Below are 15,844 nucleotides of genomic sequence, written 5' to 3'. Positions count from 1 at the left end.
TGACCAGAAGTAACGTTATTGGGTTTGCGGTTTTGCTGAAGACCGTGGCGAATCGACTGGGGCGGAAGCCTGCTGAGACTCGCCGTAAACCCCTCCCTGGGGGCTCGCGCACGGCATCCCTGCCGTGCACGGTCTCAGCAGGCTTCCGCCCCAGTCGATTCTTCAACCTTACCTTCAGCGTTCTTCCAATCAAGCTTTAAAAAAGCAGAACAAGCAGCAAAGAGGTCAATGTGAAGCTCGGGGTTAGGTCAGGCTTTCCCAGACCGTGCGCGGCAGGGATGCCGCGCCCGAGCCCCCAAGGGTGGAGCGGGAAGCAGCGAAGCACTGCTTCGCCCCGGCAATACTAGGCCACGACCCGCGCGAATCAGGTTGTACCCACCACCCCCGCGGCCTGCAACTGCTGCAACTGCGCATCGGAAAGCTGCAGCATCTCCTGCAGCACCTCGCGGTTGTGACTGCCGACCGCCGGTCCCGGCCAGTCGGTTTTGCCGGGAGTATCGCTCAGCTTCGGCAGGATGGCGGGAATCTTCAAAGGTTTGCCGTCGATCTCAACCTGTTCGAACAAGCCGCGCGCATTGAAATGCGGGTCTTCCAACATATCCTCAACCGTGTAAATCGGCCCCGCCGGCACCCGGTTTTCCTCCAGTATCTGCAACACCTCCTCCGCCGGCAGCGACAGGCACCAGGCGCTTAAAGCGGCATCGATTTCAGCTTCGTGCTGCACGCGCCCGGGATTGGTGGCCAGGCGCGGGTCCTGCGCCATCTGCGGATGACCCGCCGCCCGCATCAGGCGTTGGAAAATAGAGTCGCCGTTGCCGCCGATCACGACATACTTGTCGTCGTTGCAGCGATAGGTGTTGGTGGGCACTATGCCGGTGACAGTGGTGCCGGACGGCTCCCGCACCACACCGGCACCATCGTACTCCGGTACCACCGCCTCCAGCAGATTGAACATGGCTTCATAGAGTGCCACATCCACCACCTGCCCTTCACCGGTCTCGTTATTATTGCGCTCCAACAATGCCAGGGCGATACCCAGGGCGGCGTGAATACCGGCGATGGTGTCGCCGATACTGAGGTTGGGTCGCACCGGCGCCTGGCCGGGAAAGCCGTTGACATAGCGAAAGCCGCTGATACCCTCACAGACCGAGGCAAAACCGGGTCGGGAGGCATAGGGGCCGGTCTGGCCGTAACCGGATATGCGCGCATAGACCAGTTTGCGGTTGATCGCCTTGAGGTCCTGCGGCCCGAGGCCCCAATTCTCCACCACCCCCGGGCGAAAGTTTTCAATCACGATATCGGCGCCGGCGGCGAGTTGTTTGACCAACTCGCGCCCGGCCGGCTCCCGCAAATCGATGGTCACGGATTTTTTATTGCGCCCGAGACTGCGCCACCACAGCGATGTGCCGTTATCCAGCTCCCGCCAGCCGCGAATCGGATCGCCGCCGCCGGGCGGCTCCACCTTGATGACTTCGGCACCGAAATAGGCGAGCAGCGCACCGGCAAAAGGCCCCGCCAGTAACTGTCCCAATTCAATTACCCGCACGCCATCGAGCGGGCGCGACCGCTTGCCGCTCATCTCAAGGCTCTCCGACCTGCAGCACAATCTTGCCGATATGCTGGCTGGACTCCATCAGGCGGTGGGCCGCCTGCGCCTCCTCCAGCGGAAACTCGGCGGCGATAACGGGTTTGATCTGCCCCTGTTCGATCAGCGGCCAGACCTTGGCGGCAAGGCTGGCTGCAATCGCCGCCTTGCGTTGCGGCGACTGCGGCCGCAGTGTGGAACCGGACAGCGTCAACCGTTTAAGCATCACCGGCAACAAATTCAGTTCCACCTCAGAGCCCCGTAAAAAAGCAATATTGACAATGCGCCCGTCAACCGCCGCCAGTTCGATATTGCGGGCAACATAATCGCCCCCCACCATATCGAGGATCACATCGACGCCGCGCTGGTCGGTCGCCGCCTTCAGCGGTTCCACAAAGTCCGCTTCCCGGTAGTTAACGGCGAGTGTCGCCCCCAGTTCCTCGCAGGCGCGACACTTACCGGCGCTGCCGGCGGTGGTGAAAACCTGCGCGCCCAGCGCCTTCGCCATCTGGATGGCGGTGGTGCCGATACCGCTGGAGCCACCGTGCACCAGAAAGCTCTCGCCGGGCTGCAGGCCGGCCCGATCAAAGACATTGGTCCAGACCGTAAAACAGGTTTCGGGCAGGGCCGCCGCCTGCGCCGGCGACAAGCCGGACGGGATCGGCAGGCACTGGGCCGCGGGCACCGCCACTCTTTCGGCGTAGCCGCCGCCGTTGGCCAGGGCACACACCCGATCGCCCGGCCGCCATTGGCTGACCTCTGCGCCCGCCTCGACCACCTCACCGGCAACTTCCAGTCCGGGGATCGGCGAGGCACCCGGCGGCGCCGGATAGAACCCCCGGCGCTGGACCACGTCCGGGCGGTTGACACCCGCCGCGATCACGCGAATCAATACCTCAGCGGGTCCGGGCCGGGGCTCGGCGGTTTCCCGCACCTGCAGTACCTCAGGCCCACCAAACTCGGTGATAGCGATAAAACGCATAGGCAATCCTCAATCAGTGATGCTTACGGCAGTCTGTGAAAACAATCTGCAATTAAAACCTGTAACTATGATTTGCAACTACAATCTGCAACTACGATCTGCAACTACGATCTACAACTACGACCTGAAACAACAGCTAGCAATGCCGCCCCGCGACAACAGTCCACACCGGTTTGCCGCAGGCGACAACTTGCTTTAACGGCGCCGTTCACGGCGCCAGTCTCTCTATTTGCCAGCTCCCGGCTTCCTGCAATCGATACTCAAACCGATCGTGCAGTCGACTGGCGCCGCCCTGCCAAAACTCCATCTGCTCCGGGACGACCCGAAACCCGCCCCAGAAATCCGGCACCGGCACCTCTCCCGCACCAAATTTCTTTTTCATCGCCTGAAACTGTTGCAACAACAACTGTCGCGACGACACCGGACGACTCTGGGCCGAGGCCCAGGCGGCCAGCTGGCTATCTTTGGGACGGGTGATGAAGTATTTCAGGGTCTCGGCGGCCGGCACTTTGGCGGCGCGGCCGCACACCTTGACCTGCCGCTCCATACCGTGCCAGGGAAAGTGCAGGCTCACCTGCGGATTGGCGGCGATATCACTCGCCTTGCGACTTTCATAGTTGGTGAAAAAGACAAAGCCGCGGCTGTCGACGTGCTTGAGAAGCACAATGCGCTGGGACGGCCGGCCGGCGCTGTCGACGGTGGCCAGGGTCATGGCGGTGGGATCGGGCACGCCGCTGGCGATGGCCTGCTCCAACCAAAGATCGAAATGCGCCATAGGGTCGTCGCGCAGGTCTTCGCGCCGCAGACCCCCTTGCAGGTATTCACGCCGAATTTGATCGATATCCATAGATCGTCCTCCCACCATTCACTACAATAACCGGACCATGGATCGCCCCGCAGAGCGCCGCAGGTAGGGATTGTAACGGCTATTTTGCCTAAATGCTGCCGGTCGCGGCGCCGGGCCTTCGACAATCCACCGACAGGCTACCGACACTTGCACAGCTCTCGTTCTCCCGCGCCGGTTACCGGCCTTGTGCTGGCCGGCGGTCGCAGCCGCCGTATGGCGGGCGCCGACAAAACATTTATACGCCTCAACGGTACACCGCTGATCGAGCATGTGATCGATCGCGCCGCACCCCAGGTCACCCGACTGCTGCTCAGTATCAACGGCGACGCCGCGCCCTATCGCCGATACGGGTTGCCGCTGCTGGCCGATGCCCTGCCCGGCTTCGGCGGCCCGCTGGCCGGTATTCTGTCGGCTCTGCGCTGGTTGCGGCAACACCAGCCGGACAGCAACTGGCTGGCGAGTTTCGCCGTCGACACACCGTTTATTCCCGCCGACACCGTGGCCCGCCTGCAGGCGGCGACCGAGCGCGATCACACCCTTATCGCCTGCCCCCGCAGCGGCGGCCGCCAGCACCCGGTCTGCGGGCTCTGGTCGCCGGCGCTGCTGCCGGAGCTGGAAGATTTTTTACTGGTGCAAAAGCAACACAAGGTGGGGCGATTTCTGCAGCAGTGCGCCGTCAGCCGGGTGGATTTCGAGGCGGCAGGCATCGACCCTTTTTTCAATATCAACACGCCACAGGACCTCGAGACGGCAACGGCCTACACAGAGACTCAGTAGCTGCTCGCCACAACCCACCGCCAGGGCCGGTGTCAACGCTAATCATCTATCCCTACTGCCCGTATCCGTACTGCCCGCGGCTCGCCTGCAACATCGTGTGGGGCATTACACGATATCCGCACTGCATTGGTTCGCTGCAAGTCCCGATTCAGGGGCCATTTTGCATCACATTCCGGTATCCGGGTCCCACTCTGGTGCGAACCTGAATGCATGCCAGGTGTGCACCCGTTGCTTAAGGCTTTGGTTAATCCATTGATATAGAAAGACTTTCACCGCACCAACAGCCAGCGCAACACCAATTGGCAAGAGAATTGCCATACAAACGAGAGTACAAGAGCACGGGAGCTCTGATAGAAAAGAAATTTCATCAAAAAGCGTCGATAAAAAATTCTGGTAAAAATTCCGGTAGAAGACTTCAGTGGAACGCGGCGCAAAAGACCCGGCGCACAACAGGTACAAAGCGCGCAGATGTTATGAAAAGTATCGCCAACAAGGGCGACGACAACACGATATAGGCATTGCCAAAACAGCAGGCGATAACATGTATAAAAATTCATCACCTCCCTATCGGCCAGCTTAACCTAGGTCAAGGCGTGGCGATTTTTGCGGGTGCTACACTGACCGGGCCTGCCATGGTAAACGGCTTTGGTTTTACAAAAGCGACTCCCTGTAACCCCGGCTGGCGGTTTGCGCCGGCATGGGGCTGTGACGCCGGCAATCGGGCCGAAGTTGACGCCGCTCGATACGCTGATACTTGCCAGGCTGCCGGATAAAATCGATGTTGTTTCGCAGTAGAAAAAAAGAACTATTCTTATGATTAACGATGATGTGAGTAAAGCGATACCGCAGGTCGTTCGTATCATTTGTCACAGCGGGCAAACCAGCGGCCCCCGTCGCCGAGGCGGCTGCGACCGGTTTGACCGTTTGAAAAACTATTGATCAAAAGCCAATGGAGAACGCTATGAACAACCGTATTGCAAAAACATTCGCCCGCCACCTGTTGGCCTTGGCTGTCGCCGCCGGGGCCGCCGGCACTGCCACCGGCGCGGAGTCGTTGCAAGAGGCACTGCGCGAGGGCGATGTCGAGCTGAGTCTGCGCCTGCGTTTCGAGGATGTGGACATAGACATCGACGGCGCGGACAGCAGCGACCTGACATCGCTGCTGACCCGCCTGACATTCACTTCTGCCGGCTACAACGGTTTCAGCACCCTGATCGAAATGGATGACGTCACGCATCTCACCGACTTTGAAGGCGGTGTTGCCGATCCCGAGGGCACCGAGGTCAATCAGGTCTACTTGGCTTATACCGCCGGCAACACCACGGTAAAATACGGCCGCCAGCGCATCCTGCTGGACAACCAGCGCTTTGTCGGCGGCGTCGGTTTTCGCCAGAACGAGCAGACTTACGACGGCTTGAGTCTAACCAACAAAAGCCTGCCGGACACCACAGTGCTGCTCGCCTATGTCAACAATGTCAACCGCATCTTCGGCGAGGACGATCCCCGCGGCGATCACACCAACGATACCTATTTGCTGAACGCCAAGTACAGCGGTTTTGCCGCCGGCACTCTCACCGGCTACGCCTACCTGATCGACAATGAAGATGCGCCGGCGTTTTCCAGCGACACCTACGGGGTGCGCTTTGTCGGCGAAGCCCTGCAAGGCAAATTCAAGTACACGCTTGAAGCGGCCACACAATCCGACGCCGCCAATAACCCCGATGAATACGACGCGACCTATACCCTGTTGGAGGCCAGTTATAAAGTGGCCGAGGTTACCCTCAAGGGCGGCTATGAAGTCCTCGGCGCTGACGGCACCGACGGCCGCTTCGTCACGCCGCTGGCCACGCTGCATAAATTTCAGGGATGGGCAGACCAGTTCCTCGGCGGCGGCACCGGCAACCTGACCGGCGGCATCGAAGACATCTATGTCGGGGCCAGCACCACGCTGGCCGGTGTCAACTTGTCACTGGTCTACCATCAACTGGGCGCCGACGACAACGACGAGCGGGATTTCGACGACTACGGTAGCGAGTACGGCTTCACTATCGCAAAGAAATTCGGGCCGCTGGCCCTGAGCTTGAAATACGCCGACTTCCGTGCCGATGACGACGCCCGCGACTTTGTGGACGTCTCGAAATTGTGGTTGACCGCGGCGGCAAAGTTTTAACAGGCCGTCAACGAAACGCCGGGAGGTGCCATTCGGGCCGGAGTAAAGATTGCTTTTTTAATTTTTACTCTGGCCTCAAACCCTACGGCTACGTTTTGTACCCGTGCGCGCTTGCCTCGCTCTCACGCGATCTCGAATGAAAATTCAGGTAACAGGATAGCCAGACAACACGGCAGTAGTCGCTCTAACCCTGAAACTGCAGCTTGCTCACCACCGGGTTGGCATACATTTCCAGAGCAATTTGCCGCCAACTGCCATCAAAGGCCGCCAGGCGCCGGTTGAACTGCTGCAATTCCGCGCTAAAGTCGCCTTTGGCGAAGGACACCTGTTTCTCAGTGACCGTCAGCGGCGGCAGGGTACCGTGTAACTGTTCGTACGCCGCACAGTTATTCGGATACAGGACATAGTTCTGGATAATCTGTCGATCGATATCGGCCGCCACTTCATCGGTGTTGGCATAGTCGCCGTGCAGCATCTCACCAAAAGCGACGTGCACATGGCCCTTTTGCCCGGCGATACCGGCGGCGATGCTGGCCACATCCTCGTGCTCGTCCTTTTCATAGCAGCCGTGGGAGCGCTGCTCGTAGAGTTCCGATGCCTTGGCCGCGTCACAGGGATCGAGTTCGTAGGAGATGGAAACCGGCACTATGCGCAGCGCCCGGATGTGCTCAGTCAGAGGGGAGGTTTTCGCCTTGCTCAGGGCAAACATGGTCACCAGCGCGGCGTTGGTGCGGTCCAGACCATCTTTGGCGCGCCCCTCGCGCTGGGCAATCCAGATATTGGCATTGTCTTCGTGCAGTGAATGATAGATATAGTTGGAGAGGTGTTTTAATGCCCGCAGCTTATCGCGCGGCGATGTGGCGGACCGGTTGACAATAAAGCTCTTGTTCAGGCGCATCAAATCAGAAACATAAGGCTTGGTCAGCAGATTGTCGCCGATGGCGATACGCACGGTCTTATGACCGTTGTGGTACAACACCCAGTTGACAAACGCCGGGTCCATGGCGATGTCGCGGTGATTGCTGATAAACAAATACGACTGCGCCGGGTCCAGCCGGTCGAGCCCCGATACCGTCAGGCTCGAGGTGGTGGTCTCGATCATGGTGCGCATGTATTTCTCAATCACTGTCTGAAAATCATGCACACTGTTGACCGCGGCCAGTTGCCGCCTGAGCACTGAGCGAACCAGAGGCTGCATCACCCACGGCAACGCCCTGGCCAGCCGCGGAAAGCGCAGGCTGGCCACCGCGTGGCAGAGTTCCCGGTCACTCAGGATGCGATCGAGAACGGGGCGAACTTCATCGTCATTATAGGGACGTATATCGTCAAACTGTGTCATAGTACTGCTTTTATCAATTTTCTTTATTATGCTGCAGCCGGCGCCATTGTGCAGCCACCGGCGCCGGGCCCGCTGCACCGGCAGGTCCGGTCAACAATTCTTGTCAGCAACCATCTGCCAAAAACCATCTGCCAAAAACCATCTGCCAAAAACCATCTGTCAAAAATCATCTGTCAACAACTATCGCGACCGGGCACGGCAAAGTGTTTGGCGCCGGCAGCGGCTGGCTCTCACCCGCAAGTAGCGCCAAACATACAGAAAATGGAATACAAATGCCACCGCTTGCTGGCCACCGCGGCGACTGTGGCGTGAGATTACCGGGCCGGACCCGCCGCGAGCGCTGGCCTTGACTCGAATTCACCGCACCCTGTCCCTGTCACAAAGGCCCGGTAACAACAGGCCCCGTAGCGAGAGGCCTGTGTGAGAAGTCTGTAGTTAGGAATCTGTAGATTGGAGGCTTGAAGTTGGAAACCTGTAGTTGGAAACCTGGAGTCGGAAACCTGGAGTCGGAAACCTATAGTTGAAAAAAAGACAAACGCAGGACTACCGAGCACCGCAGTCTTCTACCACCTCCTGCAAGGCAATCATGGCGTCGGTTAACTGCTCATCGCTCAGGTAAGGCGCAGGACCCAGGCGCAGCCATTGACCACAATAGTCGGTATGCACACCGATATCGCGCAGTCTGGCGCAGAGTTCGGCGGCCACCGGCGACGAGAGGGCCAGAAAAGCCCCCATATACTCGACGTCCGCAGTCAGTTGAATCACTGTGCGGTTAAAGTCGCAAGCGTGAAAGGTCTTGGCCAACAGCGCTAACTGGTGGCGATTGATATCGTGCAGAAAGGCCGGCGTCAGGCCGCGCCGCTCAAAATAGTCGAAGACATGGCCGGCGCGAAAGTGCGGCAGTGCATCGTAGGTAGAACCGTCAAACCGCTTCGCACCCTCACCGTAGGCAAGTGGTCGCGCCGCGCTATCGTCCCGCACAGCATCGAAGCTCCCGAACCAACCGCTGACCAGGGGGCGAAAGTCGCGCCCCGGCGGCACATGCATAAAACAATTACCGTTGCCCATCTGGCAGTATTTGGCGCCGCCGCCGGCGACAAACGCCTGCTCCAGATTGTCGCCACGCAGGGAAAACGGCAACACATTAACGCTCTGGTAGGCGTCGACAAACAATTCCGCGCCCCACTTTTGACACACGGGCAACAGGGCATCGAGACCCGGCACCAGCAGGCCGGTCTGGCGATTGACCGAACCCAGGCATACAGCGGCGGTATTATCGTCAATCAACACGCTGATGCGCTCGACAATATCCACTGCCGGTTCGCCCGGCACGGCAATCACCTCGATCCCCGCTTCGGCCAGGCACGACAACTGGCGCAGCAGCGACGGGTGTTCACTGGCCACCGTAATAATACGCGGCCGCCGCGACCAGGGTAGAACGGATAAAAAGCGCACAAACAGTTCGTGTACACTGGCCGCCAGGGCAATCGAATCCGCCGCGCTGTCGATGCGCCCGGCAAAACCTTCACGCACCCGCCAGGCTCGCTCGAAGACCTGATCACCGCGCTCCTCGCCGTATTTATTCAGGCAGTCCCAGTGCTCGGCATAGCCTCGCTGCGCCACATCAGGAATCGCCTGGTGGACATGACCGGTCAACATAATTCTGGCACCCACGGCTGCATGACTGTAGTCCTCGGCCAGGGCATTGGGCGATTGAGCCAGCATCGCAAGTGACAGCATTGGGTGCAAAGTCCTCCGGGCGGTATGGCAGCTGGTCGCGGCAGTGGCGTTCCGGCGCCACCGGGTGTTCCCACAAATCGGATGCCCATCAGTATAGTTCAGTTCAGCATTAGTACAGGGCAACCTAAGCACGGAGCACTGCAGGTTCCAGGCGTAATAAGCCCGTACCGAAACAGGGGCGAGCGGCGCGCAGCCGACCAATGCAAACCGGCACCAACAGGCGTTGGGAGTCAGGTCTCAGACTCGCCCCGGCCTTATCTGCTAAACTGTCGCTCAAAACAAAAAGCCCGATAGTCAGAATTATTGCGCCAATGAAAATATTGTTGGTCGAAGACAGTGCCACCCTGCGCCACGCCCACTGTAGTTATCTGCGCAGCGCCGGCCACACCCCCATCATCGCCGAAAGCGGTGAAGAAGCGCTGCAACTGGTGGAAAAAACACCAGTCGATATGGTGATCATGGATGTGGAGATGCCCGGCCTGGACGGTTTCGAAACCACCCGCCTGATGCGCGAGTGGCTCGGTAACGATTGGATTCCCATTATTTTCGTCACCGGCAAAAGCGATGACCAGAGCTATCTCGAAGGGATCGATGCCGGCGGTGACGATTATCTGATCAAACCGGTCAGCCCGGCGATACTCGGTGCCAAAATCAAGGCCATGGAGCGTATCGCCCATATGCGCCAGCAGTTACACCAGCTCAATACCGAACTGGAAACCCTGAGCCAGCGCGACGCCCTCACCCAGGTCTACAACCGCCGTAGCTTCGACGACTTGAGCCGCCAGCAGTGGCTGCTGGCCAATCGGCGCCAGGAACCTATGGCGGTGTTGATGATCGATATCGATCACTTCAAACTCTACAACGATTTTTACGGCCAACTGAGCGGTGACGACTGTCTGGTGAAAGTGGCCCGGGCCATTCAGAATACGTTGCGCCGGCCGGCCGACCTCCTTGCCCGCTATGGCGGCGGGGAGTTCATTATCCTGTTGCCCGATACCAACCTGACCGGCGCCAGGCAGGTGGCCGACGCCATTTGTGTGGCGATTCGGGACCTGCGTATCAGCCATCAAATGTCAAAAACCAGCAGCGTGGTCACCGCCAGCATCGGCGCGGCCTGTACCTCACACTACGACGGCCGCACGCTGCAAGACCTGATCAATCAGGCCGATAAGGCGCTGTATAAAGCCAAGTACGCAGGCCGGGACCGCGCCAAGGTGGTAGAGTTCTCGCCCCTGAAATCCCTGCTGGTGGCCGATGACGACGCCCAGACCCTGGACCTGCTCGGCGATGAGTTAGTGGGACGTTACCAGATGGCGGTGGCCGGCAACGGCGAGGAGTGCCTGGAGATGGCGCAGTCGCTGCTGCCGGATATGATTTTGCTGGATATACGCCTGCCCGGTATGGACGGTCTGGCGGTCTGCCAGCAACTGAAGCGGTTCTCCGATACCGCCAGCATCCCCATTGTACTGATCTCCGGTATGCACAAAGCCGAACAATTGCGGCTGGGTAAAGAGGTGGGTGCCAACGACTGCCTGGAGAAGCCGCTGGACCGGCAGCGACTGCTGGCCAAGCTGGATAACTATCTGACCGGGGTGCCGTAGCGGCTGGCTGGCGGCCGCGCCCGGGATCAGGTGCGGCCTGTCGTTATAAAAGCTGTTACAAAAACTGTTACAAAACGGCGTCAGTCGAGCGAGGAGCGGAAACAGAACCACAACAGACAGTGGGTTTCCTTGGCCTGGGCTTCGCCGACACCCATTTCAACCGATGTCAGGGTGCCGTCGCCATCGCTGTCAATACTGTCAAACATGCCCATATAGTTGGTGTATTCAGCCTCCGTCAGGCGGCCGTTCTGATCGATATCGAGCTTGTTGAAACGCGATCGCAGCAGCGCCTGGCGCTTGGCAACGTCCATATTTTCATACTCGTCGAAGGTCACGCCGCCGTCGTTGTCATTATCCATATGTTTGAAAATATTGCGTTTTTTCGAGGTAATCTCGCTTTGCGTGATCTGTGAATCGCCGTTGAGATCGTATTTCGCCAGCAGCCAGTTACCCTGCGAACCCGTACCCTGAGAACCCGTACCCTGAGAACCCGTACCCTGAGAACCTTTGTCGGACTCGTCAGCTACGGCCGCAGCGCTCAAGCTCCAGACTACCAGCGCCAGCCAAGCCGTCACTGTAAATACCTTCTTCATGGTCCACCTGTTATATCGTTATATCTGGTTTAATGGTCTGTGCCGGACGGCTCCCTCCGCTTCTATCCACGGTCATAGTGTAACGCCGCACTCTGTCACAAAGGGAAATAAATGTCACAAATCGACGACACTATTTAAACTTATTTTGTCTAGCTTTTGAACAAAATAGACAGAATCGCTATATGAAAATAAATGAACGGTTCATCTTGCCCGCCGCACCAATAAGCAGCCGGGCGCTTATCACGACAACCTTTTAACAACAACCTTCAATGGCGCCGATTGTACCAGTTTACCGGCCGCGCGCAGCGATCGACTTGATCCACTACATCCAGGATCAGGGCAAACAGTGCCATACGCACCAACACACCGTTGTCGGTCTGGCGAAAAATAGCCAGGTTGGGGTTCTGGTTCAGGTCCTCGTCCAGCTCATTGGCAGCCGCCCGCGAATCCCGCGGCAGGGGGTGCATGATCACGGTGTTGGGCTCGCAGTACTGGGTATAGATCGCCTGGTTGAGCCGAAACCGCCCGCGGTACAGGTCCGCTTCCCGGCGCGAATCGAAGCGCTCCTCCTGAATGCGGGTGGAGTAGGCGATATCCACATGGGCAATACTGTGGGTGAGATCGTCGGAAACCTGCACCTGGTGCCCCGCCCCACGCAAATCGTCGACGATATCATCCGGCATTGCCAGCTCCGCCGGCGACACCAGGGTCAGGTGCAGGTCGCGAAACACTTTCAACAGCTTGCACAGCGAGTGCACGGTGCGGCCGTACTTCAGATCGCCGATCATGGCGATTCGCATGCCATCCACCTGCCGGTTTTTATCGGCCAGTTCTTTGCGAATGGTATACAGGTCCAGCAACGCCTGGCTCGGGTGTTCGTTGTGACCGTCGCCGCCATTAATCACCGGCACCCGGCTGGCAGCGGCAAATTCAGCCACCGAGCCCGGCTCGGGGTGGCGCATACAGATCACATCGCTGTAGCCGGACAGCACCCTGGCCGTATCGTAGAGCGATTCGCCCTTGCTGATGGCGGAGCTGGCAAAGCCGGTGGTTTCGCGCACCTCGCCGCCCAGCAGGTTGAAGGCACAGCCAAAACTCACCCGGGTGCGAGTGCTGGCCTCGAAGAACATATTGCCGAGAATGGCCCCTTCCAGCACCCGGGTGACACGCCGGCGCAGCGCATAGGGCTCCATGGCATCGGCAACGTCGAATACCCGTTCAATATCCGCCCGTTCAAACTGTTCAATGGAAAGAATATTCGCACCGACAAACTCCACAATCGCTCCTCAGGATTTCCGCTGTGCCGCCGCCCGTTGACAGCGGCTGGGCGGCCGCTAAACAGCCGCTATTGTAGCTTCAGATTTACCCACATAACACCGTTGATCAGCCGCTAAATTGCCAAGATCGCCGGAGAACCACCAGCACACAAAACGCCGTAAAATCGCCGATATGCTGACAAGCGGCCAGAACACTACGAAACCGCCGCAGCGCCTTAAAGCCGCCGCAACCCCGATAAACCGCCAGAGCCGCGATAAACGGCCAGAGCTCCAGTAAATTGCTAGAGTGCCGATAAATTGCTAATAGATAAGGAAGCAGCCCGGACCTCACTGGGGTGTCGGCCCCCATGCGCTGAGTTTTCGCACCGGAATCGGGCGCCGGTGGAGCCGGCACACCGGCGAGGCTGGTAAACATAAACGCAGCCATGGCTGCATCGGAGCAACCCTGCACACTGGCGCAATCCAGGCCAGGTGCGAGTCAAATCCGGTACACCCAATCACCAACAAGGACATATTGTGGCCTTACACCACCCGGAAACCCTGGTCAAATACTGTACGGCAGACACTGCCGGGAAAATTCTGTCCAATCGGTCATTGCGCTGGTGCGCTCCGCACCTGTTTTGCGACCCCTTCGAACTCAATCACGATACCGGGCTGCCGTTCGACCCCCACGAGCTGTTGAGCGCCGCGATCAAAGCGGCTACAGCAATGATTTTTGCGAGGGATGCCCCGCGCGGCAATACACCGCTGGTGACGGCTATCCGGCGCTGGCGGGATGAGGAACGCTTCTCATCCCCGGAGGAGGCCGAGGATGTGCTGCAGGAGCTGCTGTCGCAGATCATCGACCAGCGCCAGGCGGCCATCGACCAGGTCATGATGGACTGGCGCAAGTTTACCCGCCGGCTGCGTATCTGCTGCTTCAGCGCCAAACCGAACAACATCGCCGCCTGGCGCCAGTACGGTGAGCGCCACCACGGCGTCGCCATCCGCTTCCAGTGCGGCGAGTTCACCGCCCTGCCGAAACCAAGGCAGGTCAACTACCGCGGCGGGCGCCCGGACATCACCACACTGCGGGAGCAACTGGGCGTTATCATCGGTGATGAACGTTGCGTGCCACAGGAGCAGTTTTATGAAAAGTTCACCAGTAAACCCACGGTGGACAGCCCCATTCAGGAGTGGCGTTGTTTTCACCGGGCCGATGATTCAACCTCCGCCGACCACACCGATGCCACTAACTGGTTCGACGATATCAAGTTCGAGTGCAACGAGATTACCGGTGTTTACTTCGGCATCTACACCGACACCGCGGTCAAGCGGAAGCTTTGCGAGCTGCTGAAAGCGCAATACAGCCACGCCAAAATCTTTCAGGCGAGGGCGGTGCCGGGCAAATACGAAGTGGATTTCGAGCGCATTACCACCCGCAAGTAAACCGTCGTTCAGGCGCGCAACCGCGCCACCAGGTCCTCGCCGTAAGCCAATAAATCCGCCAGCAGCCGATCCTGCTGCGGGGTCAGGCCGCCCTCTGCGCGCAACTCGGCAACGCGCGCGCCAAAGGCCGCCAGGGTCAAAAAGCCCTCTTCACCGGCGCCGCTCAAGCGTTGCAGGCTGTGCTCGTGCCAGAGCTGCCGCTCCGCCTGCGATAAGGTTTCGGGGAAATTTCTCGCCCGGTACCGAAACAGCAGTTCGGGCAGGCGCGGGTCGTGAAAACTGAAAGAGGTATCGGCCAGGGCGGCGCCGTCCGCCTCGCGCACCTCGCGGACGGTCTGGCGGTCCCGATCGTTCAAAAAACCCGCATAAAGCTGTTGCTCCGGGTCGGCCGGCTGCTCGAACGGCGGCGCGGCGAAGACCTGCTGGATTTTCTCTGCGATATCGGCCCGCAACAGTTGTTGCCAGTGTTTCTCACAGAGGTCGCGGTCGATGTTCAGACGCGCGGCAGCGGCGCGGTCGAGCAACTTGGGGGTCGCCAGTACGGGACATTTATTCAAGTGCACCAGCTTCAGGGGCAGGCGTTCGACCCCTGGCGCCAGCGCGTCTTTCGGGGTGAACACCCGCGCGCGAATCCCCTCGCTGTCCAGCGCCAACAGCGGGCCGGGATCGGCACACAGATCGAACACCACCACGGCATTGGTGTTGGTGGGATGCTTCGCCAGCGGCACCACCAGGGCGGCACACCCCCGCTCGGCGGGAAACATCGACGAAATATGCAGCAGCGGCCGGCGCCCGCGCAAGTCGATCAGCTCCGCTACCCGCTGTTTTTTGCGCAGCTCGAACACATACTGATACAAAGCCGGCTGCCGCTCTTTGACCAGCCTGGCCACGGCAATGGTCGCGTGAACGTCGGACAAGGCGTCATGGGCCGCCTCGTGGGCAAGGCCGTTGGCCTGGGTGATGGCCTCCAGTTTAAAACTGGGTTTGCCCTCGGCGGTATCGGGCCACTCGATGCCCGCCGGCCGCAACGCCCGCGTCAGGCGCAACATATCGATGATATCCCAGCGGGAATTGCCGTTTTTCCACTCCCGCTCGTAGGGATCGTAAAAGTTACGATAGAGGCCGTAGCGGGTTACTTCATCGTCAAACCTGAGACTGTTGTAACCGACACCGCAGGTGCCCGGCTGTACCAGTTCCCGGTGAATGGCGGCCATAAATTCCCGTTCAGTGACACCCTCGGCCAGCGCCTGCTGGGGGGTAATGCCGGTCACCAGGCAGGCTTCGGGGTGCGGCAACATATCGACGGGGGGACGGCAGTACAGTTGCAGGGGTTCGCCCACCACGTTCAGCGCCTGGTCGGTACGCACACCGGCAAACTGGCAGGGCCGGTCCCGCGCCGGCGTTGCACCCCAGGTCTCGTAATCGTGCCAATACAGTGTGTTCAATTTTGCATCGCCCCCGTCGCGCCGCTGTGGCCTGCAACTTACCATCATTTCAGGCGCCGG

Annotated in this window: 12 protein-coding genes; 4 read left to right on the top strand and 8 right to left on the bottom strand. The window is 59.4% G+C overall.

Going from position 1 to position 15,844, the window contains the following annotated elements:
* Positions 1–364: 364 nt before the first annotated feature.
* From FKG94_RS11585 to pdxH, 3 genes are all read right to left on the bottom strand, one after another.
* Positions 365–1,579: a CaiB/BaiF CoA transferase family protein gene (locus FKG94_RS11585; protein ID WP_142904400.1), complete on the bottom strand. Its 1,215-nt coding sequence runs from the start codon at positions 1,577–1,579 to the stop codon at positions 365–367.
* A 1-nt stretch (position 1,580) separates the two neighbouring features.
* Positions 1,581–2,567 carry an NAD(P)H-quinone oxidoreductase gene (locus FKG94_RS11580; RefSeq protein WP_142904398.1) on the bottom strand — a complete coding sequence of 329 codons (987 nt, stop codon included), beginning with the start codon at positions 2,565–2,567 and terminating at the stop codon, positions 1,581–1,583.
* Between the two features lie 208 nt (positions 2,568–2,775).
* Complete coding sequence (gene pdxH, locus FKG94_RS11575) at positions 2,776–3,414, bottom strand: pyridoxamine 5'-phosphate oxidase (RefSeq protein ID WP_142904397.1); 639 nt, start codon at positions 3,412–3,414, stop codon at positions 2,776–2,778.
* Between the two features lie 147 nt (positions 3,415–3,561).
* Between pdxH and mobA the strand changes: the two genes are divergently transcribed.
* Both mobA and FKG94_RS11565 read left to right on the top strand, forming a co-directional pair.
* Positions 3,562–4,191 (top strand): molybdenum cofactor guanylyltransferase MobA, encoded by a 630-nt coding sequence (gene mobA, locus FKG94_RS11570; protein ID WP_179957601.1) that lies wholly within the window; start codon positions 3,562–3,564, stop codon positions 4,189–4,191.
* 961 nt (positions 4,192–5,152) lie between these two features.
* A complete protein-coding gene (locus FKG94_RS11565; RefSeq protein ID WP_179957600.1) occupies positions 5,153–6,361 on the top strand; it encodes a major outer membrane protein in 1,209 nt (402 codons plus the stop codon).
* Positions 6,362–6,545: 184 nt separating this feature from the next.
* Here FKG94_RS11565 and FKG94_RS11560 read toward each other — a convergent pair whose 3' ends face one another.
* Both FKG94_RS11560 and FKG94_RS11555 read right to left on the bottom strand, forming a co-directional pair.
* A complete protein-coding gene (locus FKG94_RS11560; protein ID WP_142904391.1) occupies positions 6,546–7,700 on the bottom strand; it encodes a 1-acyl-sn-glycerol-3-phosphate acyltransferase in 1,155 nt (384 codons plus the stop codon).
* Positions 7,701–8,243: 543 nt separating this feature from the next.
* Positions 8,244–9,440: an aminotransferase class V-fold PLP-dependent enzyme gene (locus tag FKG94_RS11555; RefSeq protein WP_142904389.1), complete on the bottom strand. Its 1,197-nt coding sequence runs from the start codon at positions 9,438–9,440 to the stop codon at positions 8,244–8,246.
* A 311-nt stretch (positions 9,441–9,751) separates the two neighbouring features.
* Here FKG94_RS11555 and FKG94_RS11550 point away from each other — a divergent pair, with 311 nt between their 5' ends.
* A complete protein-coding gene (locus FKG94_RS11550) occupies positions 9,752–11,041 on the top strand; it encodes a diguanylate cyclase domain-containing protein (RefSeq protein WP_142904387.1) in 1,290 nt (429 codons plus the stop codon).
* 80 nt (positions 11,042–11,121) lie between these two features.
* On the opposite strand, the gene FKG94_RS11545 is transcribed toward FKG94_RS11550, so the two are convergent.
* The gene (locus tag FKG94_RS11545; RefSeq protein ID WP_142904386.1) at positions 11,122–11,634 is read right to left on the bottom strand and encodes an EF-hand domain-containing protein; all 513 of its coding nucleotides are present in this window, start codon (positions 11,632–11,634) and stop codon (positions 11,122–11,124) included.
* A 266-nt stretch (positions 11,635–11,900) separates the two neighbouring features.
* The gene (locus FKG94_RS11540) at positions 11,901–12,911 is read right to left on the bottom strand and encodes an aspartate carbamoyltransferase (RefSeq protein ID WP_142904384.1); all 1,011 of its coding nucleotides are present in this window, start codon (positions 12,909–12,911) and stop codon (positions 11,901–11,903) included.
* Positions 12,912–13,427: 516 nt separating this feature from the next.
* Here FKG94_RS11540 and FKG94_RS11535 point away from each other — a divergent pair.
* A complete protein-coding gene (locus FKG94_RS11535; protein WP_142904382.1) occupies positions 13,428–14,339 on the top strand; it encodes a DUF2971 domain-containing protein in 912 nt (303 codons plus the stop codon).
* Positions 14,340–14,347: 8 nt separating this feature from the next.
* On the opposite strand, the gene sbcB is transcribed toward FKG94_RS11535, so the two are convergent.
* The gene (sbcB, locus tag FKG94_RS11530; RefSeq protein WP_142904381.1) at positions 14,348–15,784 is read right to left on the bottom strand and encodes an exodeoxyribonuclease I; all 1,437 of its coding nucleotides are present in this window, start codon (positions 15,782–15,784) and stop codon (positions 14,348–14,350) included.
* Positions 15,785–15,844 lie beyond the last annotated feature (60 nt).

The organism is Exilibacterium tricleocarpae, assembly GCF_007004655.1.
In the GTDB taxonomy this organism is placed as follows: domain Bacteria; phylum Pseudomonadota; class Gammaproteobacteria; order Pseudomonadales; family Cellvibrionaceae; genus Exilibacterium; species Exilibacterium tricleocarpae.
This window is presented reverse-complemented; position numbering and strand designations above follow the sequence as displayed.

What these genes read in the sequence shown, in the direction of transcription:
- FKG94_RS11585 (WP_142904400.1), bottom strand. Translation starts at nt 1,579, where the DNA reads ATGAGCGGCAAGCGGTCGCGCCCGCTCGATGGCGTGCGGGTAATTGAA.
- FKG94_RS11565 (WP_179957600.1), top strand. Translation starts at nt 5,153, where the DNA reads ATGAACAACCGTATTGCAAAAACATTCGCCCGCCACCTGTTGGCCTTG.
- pdxH (WP_142904397.1), bottom strand. Translation starts at nt 3,414, where the DNA reads ATGGATATCGATCAAATTCGGCGTGAATACCTGCAAGGGGGTCTGCGG.
- FKG94_RS11555 (WP_142904389.1), bottom strand. Translation starts at nt 9,440, where the DNA reads ATGCTGTCACTTGCGATGCTGGCTCAATCGCCCAATGCCCTGGCCGAG.
- FKG94_RS11560 (WP_142904391.1), bottom strand. Translation starts at nt 7,700, where the DNA reads ATGACACAGTTTGACGATATACGTCCCTATAATGACGATGAAGTTCGC.
- FKG94_RS11545 (WP_142904386.1), bottom strand. Translation starts at nt 11,634, where the DNA reads ATGAAGAAGGTATTTACAGTGACGGCTTGGCTGGCGCTGGTAGTCTGG.
- FKG94_RS11550 (WP_142904387.1), top strand. Translation starts at nt 9,752, where the DNA reads ATGAAAATATTGTTGGTCGAAGACAGTGCCACCCTGCGCCACGCCCAC.
- FKG94_RS11580 (WP_142904398.1), bottom strand. Translation starts at nt 2,567, where the DNA reads ATGCGTTTTATCGCTATCACCGAGTTTGGTGGGCCTGAGGTACTGCAG.